19 protein-coding genes are annotated in these 15,194 nt (G+C 72.6%); 7 read left to right on the top strand and 12 right to left on the bottom strand.

Annotated features, from left to right (window positions below; translation table 11 throughout):
• Positions 1-74: 74 nt before the first annotated feature.
• From ACF059_RS27005 to ACF059_RS26990, 4 genes are read right to left on the bottom strand one after another with little or no spacing between them, the layout of a single operon-like run.
• Positions 75-1,292, bottom strand: coding sequence for an amidohydrolase family protein (locus ACF059_RS27005; RefSeq protein ID WP_392061819.1), 1,218 nt, complete (start codon positions 1,290-1,292; stop codon positions 75-77).
• Positions 1,292-2,581, bottom strand: coding sequence for an amidohydrolase family protein (locus tag ACF059_RS27000; protein ID WP_392061816.1), 1,290 nt, complete (start codon positions 2,579-2,581; stop codon positions 1,292-1,294). Before ACF059_RS27000 ends, ACF059_RS27005 begins: the two co-directional genes overlap by 1 nt.
• Positions 2,582-2,601: 20 nt before the next feature.
• Positions 2,602-3,486, bottom strand: coding sequence for an SDR family NAD(P)-dependent oxidoreductase (locus tag ACF059_RS26995; RefSeq protein WP_392061813.1), 885 nt, complete (start codon positions 3,484-3,486; stop codon positions 2,602-2,604).
• A 1-nt stretch (position 3,487) separates the two neighbouring features.
• Positions 3,488-4,297, bottom strand: a complete 810-nt coding sequence (locus ACF059_RS26990) for an acetoacetate decarboxylase family protein (protein ID WP_392061810.1) — start codon at positions 4,295-4,297, stop codon at positions 3,488-3,490.
• A 132-nt stretch (positions 4,298-4,429) separates the two neighbouring features.
• Between ACF059_RS26990 and ACF059_RS26985 the strand changes: the two genes are divergently transcribed.
• From ACF059_RS26985 to ACF059_RS26965, 5 genes are all read left to right on the top strand, one after another.
• Positions 4,430-5,053 (top strand): TetR family transcriptional regulator, encoded by a 624-nt coding sequence (locus ACF059_RS26985; protein ID WP_361944220.1) that lies wholly within the window; start codon positions 4,430-4,432, stop codon positions 5,051-5,053.
• A gap of 43 nt (positions 5,054-5,096) precedes the next feature.
• The gene (locus ACF059_RS26980) at positions 5,097-6,074 is read left to right on the top strand and encodes a DEDDh family exonuclease (RefSeq protein ID WP_361944299.1); all 978 of its coding nucleotides are present in this window, start codon (positions 5,097-5,099) and stop codon (positions 6,072-6,074) included.
• Positions 6,075-6,162: 88 nt separating this feature from the next.
• Positions 6,163-6,396, top strand: a complete 234-nt coding sequence (locus ACF059_RS26975; protein WP_360899587.1) for a hypothetical protein — start codon at positions 6,163-6,165, stop codon at positions 6,394-6,396.
• Positions 6,397-6,522: 126 nt separating this feature from the next.
• Positions 6,523-7,314 (top strand): SURF1 family protein, encoded by a 792-nt coding sequence (locus ACF059_RS26970; RefSeq protein ID WP_392061807.1) that lies wholly within the window; start codon positions 6,523-6,525, stop codon positions 7,312-7,314.
• Between the two features lie 9 nt (positions 7,315-7,323).
• Positions 7,324-8,079, top strand: a complete 756-nt coding sequence (locus tag ACF059_RS26965) for an SDR family oxidoreductase (RefSeq protein ID WP_392061804.1) — start codon at positions 7,324-7,326, stop codon at positions 8,077-8,079.
• 28 nt (positions 8,080-8,107) lie between these two features.
• Here the strand turns inward: ACF059_RS26965 and amaP are convergent, their stop codons facing one another.
• The 8 genes from amaP to ACF059_RS26925 form a co-directional block, all read right to left on the bottom strand.
• On the bottom strand, positions 8,108-8,665 hold the full coding sequence (gene amaP, locus ACF059_RS26960) for an alkaline shock response membrane anchor protein AmaP (protein WP_392061801.1): 558 nt from the start codon (positions 8,663-8,665) through the stop codon (positions 8,108-8,110).
• A gap of 5 nt (positions 8,666-8,670) precedes the next feature.
• Entirely contained in the window at positions 8,671-9,321 is a 651-nt protein-coding gene (locus ACF059_RS26955) for a DUF6286 domain-containing protein (RefSeq protein ID WP_392061941.1), read from the bottom strand.
• Positions 9,222-9,587, bottom strand: coding sequence for an Asp23/Gls24 family envelope stress response protein (locus ACF059_RS26950; RefSeq protein WP_392061798.1), 366 nt, complete (start codon positions 9,585-9,587; stop codon positions 9,222-9,224). The genes ACF059_RS26955 and ACF059_RS26950 overlap by 100 nt, the downstream gene beginning before the upstream one ends.
• A gap of 7 nt (positions 9,588-9,594) precedes the next feature.
• Positions 9,595-9,780 (bottom strand): hypothetical protein, encoded by a 186-nt coding sequence (locus ACF059_RS26945; protein ID WP_392061795.1) that lies wholly within the window; start codon positions 9,778-9,780, stop codon positions 9,595-9,597.
• Positions 9,781-9,796: 16 nt separating this feature from the next.
• Positions 9,797-10,231: an Asp23/Gls24 family envelope stress response protein gene (locus ACF059_RS26940; protein ID WP_366868979.1), complete on the bottom strand. Its 435-nt coding sequence runs from the start codon at positions 10,229-10,231 to the stop codon at positions 9,797-9,799.
• Between the two features lie 170 nt (positions 10,232-10,401).
• Entirely contained in the window at positions 10,402-11,181 is a 780-nt protein-coding gene (locus ACF059_RS26935; protein WP_392061792.1) for an enoyl-CoA hydratase/isomerase family protein, read from the bottom strand.
• 166 nt (positions 11,182-11,347) lie between these two features.
• Positions 11,348-11,572 (bottom strand): helix-turn-helix domain-containing protein, encoded by a 225-nt coding sequence (locus ACF059_RS26930; RefSeq protein WP_360899614.1) that lies wholly within the window; start codon positions 11,570-11,572, stop codon positions 11,348-11,350.
• A 386-nt stretch (positions 11,573-11,958) separates the two neighbouring features.
• Positions 11,959-13,557 (bottom strand): ABC-F family ATP-binding cassette domain-containing protein, encoded by a 1,599-nt coding sequence (locus ACF059_RS26925; protein WP_360899617.1) that lies wholly within the window; start codon positions 13,555-13,557, stop codon positions 11,959-11,961.
• A gap of 272 nt (positions 13,558-13,829) precedes the next feature.
• On the opposite strand from ACF059_RS26925, the gene ACF059_RS26920 reads away from it, so the two are divergent.
• Complete coding sequence (locus tag ACF059_RS26920) at positions 13,830-14,720, top strand: neutral zinc metallopeptidase (RefSeq protein WP_392061788.1); 891 nt, start codon at positions 13,830-13,832, stop codon at positions 14,718-14,720.
• Positions 14,721-14,782: 62 nt separating this feature from the next.
• A complete protein-coding gene (locus ACF059_RS26915; protein WP_392061786.1) occupies positions 14,783-15,178 on the top strand; it encodes a VOC family protein in 396 nt (131 codons plus the stop codon).
• Positions 15,179-15,194: the final 16 nt, after the last annotated feature.

Below are 15,194 nucleotides of genomic sequence, written 5' to 3'. Positions count from 1 at the left end.
AGGTTGTTACCGATCGGTATCCAACGGGGTTACCGGGGGTATCGGCCGGGCCGGCCATCCGGCCCGGCCGGGTGTCACCAGACGCGGACCGAGCCGCCGCGGGCGAAGGCCGGGCTGGTGGCCGCGGGCGGGATCTCGGTGAGCGGCTCGGCGATCTCGCGGACCAGCGGGCCGTGCTCGGCGGCGACGGCGTCCAGCAGGGACAGGTCGAAGCCGTAGACCCGGGCCGCGTTGCCGCCGACCATCGCGGCGACCTCCGCGCGCGGCAGCCCCGCGTAGGCGATGCGCAGGCCCTCGCGGGAGTAGGGCGTGGTGCCCTCGTCGTGCGGGTAGTCGCTGCCCCACATGATCTTTTCGAGGCCGATCCGCTCCCGCAGGGGGACCTCGTGGGGGCGCATGAAGCTGGCTCCCACGAAGCAGTTGTCCCGCCAGACCTCGCTCGGGCCCTTGCCCATGGAATCGGCGAGGCCCGCCCCGAACTTGGACTCGGCCGTGGCCGAGGCGGCGACCAGGCGGCCGTGGTAGTAGTCCAGCATCTCCAGCACCCCGGGGATCCAGCCCGAGCCCTGCTCGGTGAGGACCAGCTTGAGACCCGGGTGGCGGCGGAAGGCCCCGCCGAAGATCAGGTGCCACAGGGCGCGGTGCGAGAACCACGTGGTCTCCACCATGAAGACGGCGCGGGCGGCGGGTTCCTCCCCGAGCGGGGGCGAGGCCGAGCCGCCGTGGTGGTTGACCGGGACGTCCAGCTCGTCGCACACCGCCCACAGGGGGTCGTAGGCGGCGGAGTACAGCTCGGGAACGCCCGATCCGGGTGGCGCGCCCGGCAGCAGGATGCCGCCCGTGAGGCCCGCCTCCTTGGTGCGGCGGATCTCCTTCACCGCCTCGTCGACGTCGCCCAGCAAGATCTGGACCACTCCCGCGCGCCGGCCCGGGGCGTCCGCGCAGAAGTCGGCCAGCCAGCGGTTGTGGGCCCGCAGGCCCGCCCAGCGGAGCTCGAACTCCGCCGCCGTGGGGGCCGGAGCCATCAGGGAGGCGGAGGGGAAGAAGGGCGGGATCGTGTTCGGGAAGAGCACCTCGGCGACGATGCCGTCCGCTTCGAGCTCCGCGAGCCGGCGCCGGGAGTTCCAGTTCCGGTCGGCGGTGTCCGCGAGGAGGTCCTCGTACGGGTTCACGTACGAGGCGGCCCAGGCGTCGAACTCGTCGTGGTGGCGCTTCTCCAGGTACGGCTTGTAGTCCAGCAGGTCGGCGCCCGCGTGGCAGTCCGCCGAGATGACCGTGTAGCGGTCCTCCATCAGGACACCCCCAGCACCGGGAACTCGTGGCCGGTCAGCCAGTGGCGGCCCATCTCGCGGGAGCGGGCCCAGGAGGCCTCCACCGCCGCCTGGTCCGGGGACTGGCCGAGCTCGGCCGGGGTGGGGCCGATCCGGCGGGCGACGGGGGCCAGCTTCGCGGTGTCGAAGCCGAAGACCTCGGCCGCCGCCAGGCCCAGCATCCGGCGGGTCTCGGCGACGGGGATGTCGTGGAAGGTCTTCTTCAGCCAGCTGCGCGTGTTCGGCCAGGTGCCCTCGGGGTGCGGGAAGTCCGAGCCCCACAGGATGTTGTCCACGCCGATCTCGTAGCGCTGCGCCAGCTCCCGGCGCTTGGTGTTCGTGGCGCAGATGAACACCTGGCGGTCGAGGTACTCGCTCGGCGGGCGCTTCAGCTCCTCGAACGGGGAGAGCTTCTTTCCGCCGTGCGCGCCGAGGTAGAGCCGGTCCATGAACCACAGCTGGTTCGGGAGCCACCAGCAGCCCGACTCGGCGATGCCGAACCTCAGCTCCGGGTGGCGCTCGAAGACGCCGGACCAGAGCAGGAACCAGAGCGGGCGCGAGGGCCACCAGGTGACCTCGGAGACGAAGATGCCGAGGTGGTCGCCGTACTCGTGGCGCGGCGAGGACCCGGAGTGGGTGACGATCGGCATCCGCGTCTCGGCCGCCGCCGCCCAGACGGGGTCGTAGCGGCGGTCGTGGTAGGGCGCCTTGTCCACCCACATGGCGGGGATCATCAGCGCGCCCAGCCCGGACTCCTTGGCCCGGTGGACCTCCGCGACGACCTTGTCCGGATCGCCGGTGATGGGCAGCAGGGCGACCCCGCAGTGCCGTTCGGGGTGCTCGGAGACGAACTCCGCCAGCCAGCGGTTGTGCGCCTGCGCGCCCGCCATGCCCAGCTCGGGGTCCTGGTCGCCGGAGAGGCCGAGGCCGACCCCGAAGGGGGCCGCGGTCTGGCTGTCGACGGCGTCCGCGTCGGGGAAGACGACCTCGGCGGCCACGCCGTCGCCGTCGAGTTCCTTCAGCCGCCGGCCGGTGTCCCAGCCGCCCTTCAGGCCTTCCTCGTGGTCGTGGAACCACTTCTCGGCGAAGGCCTCGTTGCGGACGCCCAGGCGGGTGGCCTCGGCGCGGCGGGCGTCGCGCTCGCCGAGGAACTCGTCGAACTGGGGGTGGAACCTGCGGTCCAGGTACGGCCGGTACCGCTCGGTCGGCAGGCCCGCGTGGCAGTCGGAGGAGATGATCAGGTACGGGTCTTCGTACGGTGCGTCACTCACGGGAGCGCCCCTCAGTCGGGTCAGTCGAGGATGAAACGTTCCAGGTAGGCGGGGTTGGCCCGGTCGAGCATCGACTGCGAGCGGGCCCGGATCTGCCGGTCGCTGTGCTCGCTGGCCGGGAGCATCCAGAAGCGGTCGGCGCGGATCCCGTCGACCACGTGCCCGGCGACCTCCTCGACCGGGGTGAACTCCACCGGGTGGCCGGCCTGCTTCATCGCCGCCTCGTACTGGTCGAGGCTGCGGTACGGGGACCTGCGCGGCCGCTCCTTCGCGTACCGGGCGGGGCGGTTGCGGTGCGACTCCCACAGCCCGGTGCGCAGCATGTGGGGTCCGGGGAAGAGGACGGAGGCCCCCACGGCCGCGCCCTCGGCCCGGAGGTGGGCGTAGAGCGACTCGGTCATGGTGACCACGGCCGCCTTGGTGACCGCGTACACGGAGGCGGTGGGCAGCGGGGCGATGCCGCCGTCGCCGGAGGAGGTGTTGACCACGTGTCCGGGGGCGCCGCCCGCGAGCATGCGGGGGACGAAGGCCTGGATGCCGTGGAAGACGCCCCACACGTTGACGGAGAAGGCCCACTTCCAGTCGTTGGGCTCGTGCTCCCACATCCGGCCCTCGGCGCCCGAGCCGACGCCCGCGTTGTTGCACAGGACGTGCACGGCGCCGAAGGCCTCGTAGGCGGCGTCGGCCAGGGCGGTCACGGAGTCGCGGTCGCTGACGTCGACCGTCTTGGCGAGGACGCGGGCCCCTTCCGCGTCCAGTGCGTCGGCGGCCTTGCGCAGGGCGCCCTCCTCCACGTCGGCGAGGACGACCTTCAGCCCTTCGGCGGCGAAGCGGCGGGCCATCGCGAGGCCGATGCCGCTGGCGGCGCCGGTGACCACGGCCACCTGTCCCGGTTCGAGCCGCACGTCAGTCCCTCCCCTGCGCCGCGCCCGCCGGGGGTGCGTCGAGGATCTGCATCGGGTCGTCGTAGCGCTGGTGGAGGTAGGGGAGCAGGGCCTCGGCGCTCACCCGTTCGACCACCCTGCCCTTCTGGTCGGTGGTCTTCTCGCCGATGGTGATCTCCACGATCCGGCGGACGGGGAGGTCGGCGACCGGGTCGAACATGGACTCGCGCAGGACGACGTCCCCGGTGACGTGCTCCAGCTTGCGGACCTTTTCGTTGCGCGTGCAGTGGACGAGGACCGGGTCGGCGTCGAAGCCCGAACCGTCCACGGCGGGCAGGAACTTGAAGTAGAAGTCGGTCTTCAGGGTGGGCGCGGGCAGCGGCAGCTCGCGGTCCACCGCCCCGCGCACCTCCACGAAGGCGATCCCGTGCCGGGCCAGGCCGGCCCGTACCACGAGCCCGTCGCGCTCGACGGTGACCTCGCCCAGTTTCTTCGGCTCGCCGAAGACCTCCCGGCCGCCGATCAGGGCCCGCTCGTGGGTCATCGGCATGACCAGCGGGTACCAGCCCTCGATCCCGCCGTGCCGGGCCGCGACGGCCACCGAGCCGGCGCCGAGCGGATAGCCGGGCAGGTCGACCTTGCTGATGTTGGCCCGTACGAGGGGGCGCTCGGCGGGCTTGAGCGGGGGCGGCAGGACCGCCGCCACCACGTCGGGATCGCTCTCCCAGACGGCCACCACACCGGTGGACCAGATGTCGGGGAGCCGGGAACTCTTCTCGCGCGACGCCGCGATCTCGGCCTCGGTCCGCGCTCCGTACCGTACGCGTGCCATGTCTCGCACCACCTCTCGGTTCGGGTCTGTAACACAGTTACACCGCGACCGATGAAGGGTAAAGACCCCTGCACCCAGCAGAATTGACGAAGAGTCAGTTTCAGAGCAACGACAGACGGGTGGACCGGATCCATGGCCAGAAGCACGCTGACCCGCGACGAGGTGCTGGACGTCGCGGCCTCCCTGGTCAAGCGGCACGGCCCGGCGGCCCTCACCATGCGGGGGCTGGCCGCCGAGCTGGGCACCGCGGTGACGTCCATCTACTGGCACGTCGGCAACCGCGAATCGCTGCTCGACGCCCTCGTGCGGCGGACCGTGGAGGAGATGGGCGCGATCCGCCCGTCCGGCCGCACCCCCGCCGAGCGGATCCTCTCGGTGGCCCGGACCCTGCGCCGCGAGCTGCGCGAGCGCCCGCACCTGATCGCGATGGTCCACGAACGCGGGCTCACCGAGCGGATGTTCCTGCCCGCGCAGCAGGCCCTGGTGCACGAGGTGCACCGCGCGGGGCTGCGCGGCGCCCGGGCGGCCGACGCGGTGCGCGCGATCCAGTTCCAGATCGTCGGCTTCCTGCTCGTCGAGCGCAACCGCGAACGCGCCCCCGCGCAGTCCCCTGCCGAGAGCGACCTCTGGGACCCGGCCGCCGCCCCCCACGACCCCGCCCTCGCCCGCGCACTGGCCCGCCCCGCGGATCCGGAGCGGCTGTTCCTGCTGTCCGTACGGGCGCTCGTCACGGCCCTGCTCGCGGGTCCGCGCTGAACGGCATCGCGGCCGGGGCTGTCAGTCGGTGCCGATATCCTCTGTGACCATGCTCGACGACCGTACGACCGCAGAGACGACATGGCCGACCGCGTACCCCCAGGGGTACGCGGTCGTCGACGTGGAGACCACCGGGCTCGCTCGCGACGACCGGATCATCTCCGCGGCCGTCTACCGGCTCGACGCGCAGGGCAACGTGGAGGACCACTGGTACACCCTCGTCAACCCGCAGCGCGATCCCGGACCGGTGTGGATCCACGGTCTGACGAGCGCGATGCTCGCCGACGCTCCGCTCTTCGGCGACGTCGCCGAGGAGTTCGCCGGCCGTCTCGCGGACCGGGTGCTGGTCGCGCACAACGCCATCTTCGACTGGCAGATGATCGCCCGTGAGTACGCCCGGGCCGCCGCGACCGCGCCGGTCCGTCAGCGGCTGTGCACCATCGCCCTGTCGAAGGAACTGAACCTGCCGCTGCCCAACCACAAGCTGGAGTCGCTCGCCGCGCACTTCGGCGTGGTCCAGCAGCGCGCCCACCACGCCCTCGACGACGCGCGGGTGCTGGCGGAGGCGTTCCGTCCGTCGCTGCACGCGGCCGCGCGCGACGGCGTACGGCTGCCGCTGCTGGAATGCCGGCCGCTGACGGAGTGGTCGGACTCCGCCGCCGCTCCCCGGGTGGGCTACCAGTCCTCGTACGGGAACAGCAGCTGGCGGCCCTCGCGCAAGCGGCCGCCGTGCCCGCACCCCAACCCGGGGCGCTACGAGGACGGCAAGCCGCTGAAGCAGGGCATGCGGATCGCCTTCTCCGGTGACACCTCGGTGGAGCGCGAGCTGCTGGAGGACCGCGCGGTCGAGGCGGGCCTGCACGTCGCGACGAGTGTGTCGCGCCTCACCAGCCTCCTGGTGACGAACGATCCCGACTCGGCGACCTCGAAGACGGTCAAGGCGAAGTCCTTCGGCACGCCCGTCGTCGACGAGGCGGCCTTCACGCAGCTGCTGCGGGACGTGGCGGACGCGGAGTCCTGAGCCCGGGCGTTGCGCCGGGTGGGTGCCGGCGCGGCGACTCACCCCGCTGGATCTTGTTCCGGTCCCGGCCCGTGCGCAGCATCGGCGCATGGCACGTTGTGAGGTCTGCGGAAACGATTACGGCATGTCCTTCGAAGTGCACGCGCAGGGCGCCGTGCACGTCTTCGACTGCTTCTCCTGCGCCATCCACCGCATGGCGCCCGTTTGCGAGCACTGCCGGGTCTCGATCATCGGCCAGGGCGTCGAGGTCGAGGGCCACTGGTACTGCGGGGCCCACTGCGCCCGCGCGGAGGGGAAGGTGGGCATCGTCGACCGCGTCTGACTCCCCCGCCCTCCCCTGCGGCCCCGCCCCTCCCCCTCCCCCGAACCCTGCCCGAGCCCGTACGCCACGACCCCGGACGGCCACCCGGTCGCCGGGGTCCGCCGCGCTGGGGGTACCGTCGTGGGCGTGTACCGCTTTGTGCTGACCCGGCAGTGGGTGTGCCTCACCCTCGTCACCCTCGCCCTGATCCCCGCGATGATCAGGCTGGGGTTCTGGCAGTACCACCGCCACGAGCACCGGATCGCGCAGAACCAGCTGATCGAGACGAACCTGCGGGCGCAGCCGGTCCCCATGACCGAGGTCACCTCCCCCGGGCACCGGGTCCCCCGCGCGGACTTCTGGCGGACCATCACCGCGACCGGCACGTACGACGCCGCGCACGAGGTGGTCGTCCGGATGCGGACCGACAACGACGACAAGGTCGGCTTCCACGTGCTGACCCCGCTCGTCCTAAGCGACGGCCGGGTGGCACTCGTGAACCGCGGCTGGGTCCCGGGCGGCGACGACCCCCGCGCCTACCCGCCGGTGCCGGCCCCGCCCGCGGGCGAGGTCACCGTCACCGGCCGGCTCAAGGCCGACGAGACGAGCGGCGGCAGCGGCATCAAGGACCGCAAGGGCCTGCCGGACCGCCAGGTGATGCTGATCAACAGCGAGCAGCAGGCGCAGTACCTGGGCCGGCCCGTCCTCGGCGGATACCTGGAACTGGACCAGCCGGCCCCGCCGGAGGGCGGCCCCGAGCCCGTCGCCGAACCCGACCACGACTCGATCGGCCCGCACATGGCGTACGCCGTCCAGTGGTGGCTGTTCGCCGCCGCGGTACCGGTCGGCTGGGTGATCCTCGTACGGCGGGAGAAGCACGACCGCGAGGAGGCGGCGGCCGCGGCCGACGCCCTCGAACAGGAGCCCGCGACGGCGTAGCGTGTCGGCATGGATCTTGGACTGAAAGACCGTGTCTACATCGTCACCGGGGCCACCCGCGGCCTGGGCTTCGCCTCCGCCCGCGAACTGACCGCCGACGGCGCCAAGGTGCTCCTGAGCGGCCGGGACGAGAAGCGGGCGGCCGACGCCGCGGCCGCGCTCGGCCCGAACGCGGCCGGTGTGGCGGCCGACAACTCCGACCCGGCGGCGGCCGGGCGGCTCATCGCCACCGCACGCGAGCGCTTCGGCCGCTTCGACGGCATCCTCATCAGCGTCGGCGGCCCGCCCCCGGGTACCGCGGCCGACAACAGCGACGACCAGTGGTCGCAGGCCTTCGAGTCGGTCTTCCTGGGCGCCGTGCGCCTGGCGCGGGAGGCGGCCGCCGAGCTGGGCGAGGGCGGGGTCATCGCCTTCGTCCTGTCGGGTTCGGTCCACGAGCCGATCCCCGGCCTGACCATCTCCAACGGTCTGCGGCCCGGCCTGGCGGGCTTCGCGAAGTCCCTCTCGGTGGAGCTCGGCCCGCGCGGGATCCGGGTCGTCGGCCTGCTCCCGGCCCGCATCGACACCGACCGCGTGCGCGAACTGGACGCGCTGTCGGGGGACGCGGCGGCGGCCCGGGCCGGGAACGAGTCCCGGATCCCGCTGCGGCGTTACGGCACCCCGGAGGAGTTCGGCCGCACGGCGGCCTTCCTGCTCTCCCCGGCGGCCTCGTACCTGACGGGCGTCATGCTCCCGGTCGACGGCGGCTCCCGGCACGGCTTCTGACCGCCGCACCCGGGGCGGGGTCACCGCACTACGTCACGCGCCGCGCGCGGTGGGACGTCACCGTGAGGCGGGCCTGCGTCGGGAGGTCGGCGAGGCCCGCCGAGGCGCGGGCGTGGCTCAGGACCGGACCCGCGACGGCGGCCAGGACGTCGGCGGGGACCGCGTGGGGTTGCAGTTCCAGCGCGATCCGCAGCGCGGGTGACCCGCGCCGGCCGTGCAGCGCGACCCGGCAGCCGGCGACCCCGTCCAGGGCGCCGGCCTCGGCGGCCACCGCCTCCTCCAGCGCATGCCCGCGCAGCAGGGCGAACGCCCCGTCCCCGGTGTCCACGGCCACCGCCCGCAGCCGCGCGCGCCTGAGCTGGGACAGCAGCCACCACAGGGCCAGCAGCACGCACAGGCCGAGCCCGGCGAGCACCGCCCACCACCACCAGCCTTCGGCGTGCCAGTACCGGCGCCGGGTGACGGCGCTCAGCAGCGGCTCGTGCCGGCCGTGCAGCGGCCACCATCCCGTCAGCGCCGAGAGCCCGGCCGCCAGCAGGACCAGTCCGAGCAGCGCCAGCAGGATCCGGTTCACCACCCCGAGCATCCCGCTCACCTCCTGACCCGTACGCGCGGCTGCGGCGGGTGCGCCAGGCCCAGTTCCTCGATGCCGACGGCGAGGACCGCGTCCAGGTCGGCCCGTACGTCGTCCAGTTCACGGAAGTGCGAGGTGGCCCGCACGCCGATGCGGGAGCGGCCCACCCTGACCCGGACCGACCGCACCCCGGACACCTCCATGGCCCGGTCCCGCAGGACCTGAGCGGCGTCCTTGCGCCCGATCCCGGCCCGCACCCCGCCGTCCGGGTCGGGCGTGCGCATCGACAGGATCCCGCGGAGCCCGGGGGTGAGGGCCAGCAGCAGGAGCAGCGCCCCCACCACGGCGAGGGCTCCGCCGGTCAGCTGTACCGGGAGGTCGGCGGGGGTGTGCCGCTCCAGCTGATGGGCGAGCTCGCGGCGCCAGGCCATGCCGGGGCGGTGGGCCCGTACGGCGGCCAGGTCGTACAGGAAGAGGGCCGCCACGCCCAGCACCGCGAGGGCGGTCAGCGCGGCGGGGACGCGCCGGGCGGAGCGGAACCGGGCGGCGCCCCCGGCGCCGGGGCCCTTCACCGCAGCCGCCGGTCGCGCCCGGCGGCGGTCCGGGTGTGGGTGGAGTGCAGGTGCTCGATGTCGATGTCCACCTCGGGGACGGACATCTGCGCGCAGTCCTCGATGCGCTCGGCGACCTGCCGGCGTACGGCCGCGCACTGGGCGGCGAGGTCGGCGGGGTAGCCGAGCTCCAGGCTCACCCGTACCCGTGCGATGTCGTGGTGCACCGTGACGGTGGCGTGCGGGGGCGCGCCGACGGCCGGGGCGGAGACCTCCCGGGCGGCCTGGGCCGCGATCTTGGCGACGACCCGGTCGGCGATACGGGTGGCGCCGCGCTCGCCGGGAGGGACCTTCGACGGGGCGGGCCGGGGCGGGGTGCTCATCGGCGCCTCACCCGCGCCGGTCGTCGCGGCGGCGGAACAGGTCCCCGGGCTCCAGGTCCCCGTCCAGGAAGCGCCCGGCGACGAAGCCGACGGCGCCGAGGGCGGCCACCAGCAGGAAGGCTCCGAAACCGCCGAAGTAACCGGCGAACGCCAGGGCCATACCGGCGAAGAGGCCGGCGATCGCCATGCTCATTGCAGGCTCCTCTCGGCTACTGAAGACGGGTTTCCGGCTCCTCGTCGGGCTCGTCCGGCAGCTTGACGTCGCTGACGGCGATGTTGACCTCGACGACCTCCAGGCCGGTCATCCGCTCGACGGCCGAGATGACGTTCTCGCGGACCGCCCGCGCCACGTCGCGGATCGACACGCCGTAGTCGACGACGATCTCCAGGTCGAGGGCGGTCTGGACCTCGCCCACCTCCGCCTTGACGCCGCGGCTGACGGCGGCCTTGGCCCCGCCGGGGACACGCTCGCGCACGGCGCCGAAGGTCCGGGACAGACCGCTGCCGCTGCCCATGGCGTGTACACCGACCACTTCACGCGCGGCCAGGCCTGCGATCTTCTCGACCACCCCGTCGGCGATGCTCGTGCGTCCCCGCTCCCCGGGCTCCCTGGCGGAACCGCCGCCTGCGCTGGATTCGGTCATGGCGTGTCCTTCCGTGCGTACGGACTCACTGCCCACCACCGTAAGCGCGCGGCCCGCACGGCGCCCCGGGACTACGCCGCTCGGCCGGACCGGCGTGCCGGCGCTCCGGCCCGCGCCCCGGTCCGCGACGCGGTTGCCCGTGCGCGCGGACCGGGGCCGGGTCCCGCGGGTCAGTCGGAGAGGCCCGCCAGGTCGCGCAGGCGACGGGCCTGGGCGGCGCGCTCGGCCGTGCGCTGGTCGTCGTACGGGCGGGACTGGGCGCCGCGCAGCAACGCCTTGGTCTCGGTGACGGCGTCCCGAGGCGGTGCCAGCAGGGCGGTGGTGAGGTCCTGGACGGCGGCGTCGAGCTCGTCCGCGGGGACCACGAGGTTGGCGAGGCCGACCCGCTCCGCCTCCTCGGCATGCACGAAGCGGCCCGTGGCGCAGATCTCCAGCGCGCGGGCGTAGCCGACCAGGGAGGTCAGGGGCTGGGTGCCGGCCAGGTCGGGGACCAGGCCCAGGCTGGTCTCGCGCATGGCGAACTGGACGTCGTCCGCGACGACGCGCAGGTCACACGCGAGCGCGAGCTGGAAGCCGGCGCCGATCGCGTGTCCCTGTACGGCGGCGACGGAGATGATGTCGTTACGCCTCCACCAGGTGAACGCCTCCTGGTACTCGGCGATCGTGGCGTCGAGCAGTTCGTCGGAACCGCGTGCCAGATCGATGAAGGACGGCTCGCCCTCGAAACCTTCGGGGGTGAACGCCTGCCGGTCGAGACCGGCGGAGAAGGACTGGCCCTCACCGCGCAGCACGACGACCCGGACGGTGCCCGGCAACGACCTCCCGGCCTCGGCCAAAGCCCGCCAGAGCGCGGGGGATTGGGCGTTTCGCTTGGCCGGATTGGTCAGTGTCACCGTGGCGACCGTGTCGTCGACGGTGAGTCGTACGCCGTCCTTGTCGAGCAGAGCCATCTCTGTGCCTCCGGTGTGCAGTCGGCCGCAAGCTCGGCCTAAGTGACTGCACAGTAACCACCCGGTCGGCCGGAGAGCCGACCGGGGGTCACCGAAGGAACCGTCGGATCATGCGAGCGTTGAGCCGTTGGAGCCCTTTGACGCGTTGGAACCGATGGGCCCGGGGTCAGGCCGTAGTGGCCGCCTTCTTGCCGCGCGTCGCGCCACCGCGGCCACGCAGCGAAACCCCGGACTCACTGAGCATCCGATGGACGAATCCGTAGGACCGGCCGGTCTCCTCGGCCAGCGCCCGGATACTCGCACCGGAGTCGTACTTCTTCTTCAGGTCTGCCGCGAGCTTGTCGCGCGCGGCGCCGGTTACCCGGCTGCCCTTCTTCAGAGTCTCGGCCACCCGTGCCTCCTCATGGGAAGTGCGCTCTGGACTTCTCATGATCACCCCTCCCACGCTTCCTGGCCACCCATTCCGCAAGGTCGGTACGGCGGCATTTCTCAGGGGGTGGACGCTCCAGCAGAACGGAATCTCCTCTTCCGCTGCATGACTTCCGTCACACTTCACCGCCTTCGGCAGGAATCACCAGGTCAGAGGCAGGGCGCGGCATGACAGCGGCCCCGGTCGCGCACCCTCACAGGTGCGGCCGGGGCCGTAGTACGCCGCCGCAGCGGTACGAGACCGTCTCACTCAGATGATGGATCACCCCTGAGCCGAATGATCCATAAGGAACTGGATCAGTGCCGCAGAGCGGCCCGGGCGGGGGCCCGGGGGCGGTCCGCCGGGGATCAGGCCAGGGCCACGAGGTCCCGGTAGTCCGGTCCCCACAGGTCCTCGACGCCGTCCGGGAGCAGGATGATCCGCTCCGGCTCCAGGGCCTCCACCGCGCCCTCGTCGTGCGTGACGAGGATGACGGCGCCCTTGTAGGTGCGCAGCGCGCCCAGGATCTCCTCGCGGCTGGCCGGGTCGAGGTTGTTCGTGGGCTCGTCGAGCAGCAGCACGTTCGCCGAGGAGACGACCAGCGTGGCCAGGGCCAGGCGGGTCTTCTCACCGCCGGAGAGCACCCCGGCCGGCTTGTCCACGTCGTCGCCGGAGAACAGGAAGGAGCCGAGCGTCTTGCGCACCGCGACCAGGTCCAGGTCGGGCGCGGAGGAGCGCATGTTCTCCAGGACCGTGCGCTCGGGGTCCAGGGTCTCGTGCTCCTGGGCGTAGTAGCCGAGCTTGAGGCCGTGACCGGCGACGACCGTGCCGGTGTCCGGCTTCTCGGTGCCCGACAGCAGGCGGAGCAGGGTGGTCTTGCCGGCGCCGTTGAGGCCCAGGATGACGACGCGGGAGCCCTTGTCGATGGCCAGGTCGACGTCGGTGAAGATCTCCAGCGAGCCGTACGACTTCGAAAGGCCCTCGGCGGTCAGGGGGGTCTTGCCGCAGGGCGCCGGGTCCGGGAAGCGCAGCTTGGCGACCTTGTCGGAGACGCGGACCGCCTCCAGGCCGGACAGCAGCCGCTCGGCGCGCTTGGCCATGTTCTGCGCGGCGACGGTCTTGGTGGCCTTGGCGCGCATCTTGTCGGCCTGCGAGTTCAGGGCCGCGGCCTTCTTCTCGGCGTTCTGGCGCTCGCGCTTGCGTCGCTTCTCGTCGGCCTCGCGCTGCTGCTGGTAGAGCTTCCAGCCCATGTTGTAGACGTCGATCTGGGAGCGGTTCGCGTCCAGGTAGAAGACCTTGTTGACGACGGTCTCGACCAGGTCGACGTCGTGGGAGATGACGATGAAGCCGCCGCGGTAGGTCTTCAGGTAGTCGCGCAGCCAGACGATCGAGTCGGCGTCGAGGTGGTTGGTGGGCTCGTCGAGGAGCAGGGTGTCGGCGTCCGAGAAGAGGATCCGCGCGAGCTCGACGCGGCGGCGCTGACCACCGGAGAGGGTGTGCAGCGGCTGTCCGAGGACCCGGTCGGGCAGGCCGAGGGCGGCCGAGATCGTCGCGGCCTCCGCCTCGGCGGCGTACCCGCCCTTGGTCAGGAACTCGGTCTCCTGGCGCTCGTACTGCTTCATCGCCTTGTCGCGGGTGCCCCCGGAGCCGGTGGCGATGCGCTCCTCGTTGGCCCGCATCTTCTTGATGAGCACGTCGAGGCCGCGCGCGGACAGGATCCGGTCGCGGGCCAGGACGTCGAGGTCGCCGGTGCGGGGGTCCTGCGGCAGGTAGCCGACCTCGCCCGAGCGGGTGATGGATCCGGCGGCGGGCTGGCCCTCGCCCGCGAGGCACTTGGTGAGGGTGGTCTTGCCCGCTCCGTTGCGGCCCACCAGGCCGATGCGGTCGCCCTTGGCGACGCGGAAGGAGGCGGACTCGATGAGGATGCGGGCGCCGGCGCGCAGCTCGATGCCGGTGGCGGTGATCACGGAAATACTCCAGGGCGGGTCGGGACGGCGGAAGGGGGGCAGGACGCGATGCTTCGACGCCGCTAATCCGCGAGGAGATTTGCCATGGGAGACATTCTACCGGGGGTGCGCAACTACTTTCCGGCCGCGCGGGCCGGGCGGACCGGCCCGCGCGGCCGTGTCCCGCGTCCCCCGTCCGGCTCAGCGACCGCTCCGGTGGGCCGGGGCGCGTACCGCGGCGAATGGGTTGATACTCACCGCAGGGCCGGTTCAGGCAGCGAAGGCGGTGCGGGATGCAGTTCGACGATGACGCCCAGCTGGACTCCTCCGAGGTCAAGGACGTGCGGGGCAGTCGCATCCCGGGTGGCCGGGCCACCGTCGGCGGCGGGATCGTCGGCCTCATCGCGCTGGTCGTGGGGCTGCTCTTCGGGGTCGGTCCCGATGAGCTGGGGCTGTCGACGGGGGACACCGCGCCCGCCCCCGCCTCGTCGGGCCTCAGCGAGGTGGAACGGGCCTGCAAGACGGGCCGGGACGCCAACGCGCGGGAGGACTGCCGGCAGGTGGCCGTGGTCCGCAGCACCCAGGCCTTCTGGAAGCAGGAGTTCACCGAACGAGGCGGGCAGTACAGCCCCGCGTCCACGGTCTTCTTCACCGGCCGGGTGAACACCGCCTGCGGGACGGCCACCTCGGCCGTCGGCCCCTTCTACTGTCCCGGGGACCGCCAGGTCTACCTGGACCTGGGCTTCTTCGACGAGCTGCGCACGAAGTTCGGTGCGAGCGGCGGCCCCTTCGCCCAGGCCTACGTCGTCGCCCACGAGTACGGCCACCACGTCCAGAACCTGACCGGGACGCTCCAGCGGGCCCAGGACGGACGGCAGGGCGCGAACAGCAACGCGGTCAAGGTGGAGCTCCAGGCCGACTGCTACGCCGGGGTGTGGGCGCACAACGCGACGAGGACTCCGGACGCGTCCACCGGGCGGCCGCTGATCACCACCCTGACCGACCAGGACATCCGGGACGGGCTGGACGCGGCGGCCGCGGTCGGCGACGACCGGATCCAGGAGAAGTTCCAGGGCCGGGTGACCCCCGAGTCCTGGACGCACGGTTCGGCCGAGCAGCGCCAGCAGTGGTTCTACCAGGGCTACCGCAGCGGCGACATGGCCCAGTGCGACACCTTCCGCTGAGCGTCGGCGGCGCCTGCCATGCTGTGTGACGCGGATCACCGTCACGAGAGGGAGTGATCGTCATGGCAGGCGCTTCATCCATCTGTCCCACGCTGGTCTACCGCGACGCCAAGGCGGCCATCAGGCTGCTCACCGAGGCCTTCGGATTCAGCCAGGTCGCGGTGTACGAGGGCGAGGAGGGCTCGGTGGTGCACGCGGAGCTGGCGTACGGCAACGGCATCGTCATGCTGGGCAGCAAGGGCACCGGCGGGGTCTTCGCCCAGGCCATGGAGGGCGCCGGCCCCTGCGGGGTGTACGTCGTGGTCGACGACGTGGACGCCCACCACCGGCGGGCCGCCGAGTACGGGGCGGAGATCCTGATGGAACCCACCGACCAGGACTACGGCTCCCGCGACTACATGGCCCGGGACGCCGAGGGCAACATCTGGAGCTTCGGGACGTACGCGCCGCAGGTCTGAGCCCGCGGCGCGTCCG

Source organism: Streptomyces sp. NPDC016562 (genome assembly GCF_043076955.1).
In the GTDB taxonomy this organism is placed as follows: Bacteria; Actinomycetota; Actinomycetes; order Streptomycetales; family Streptomycetaceae; genus Streptomyces.
This window is presented reverse-complemented; position numbering and strand designations above follow the sequence as displayed.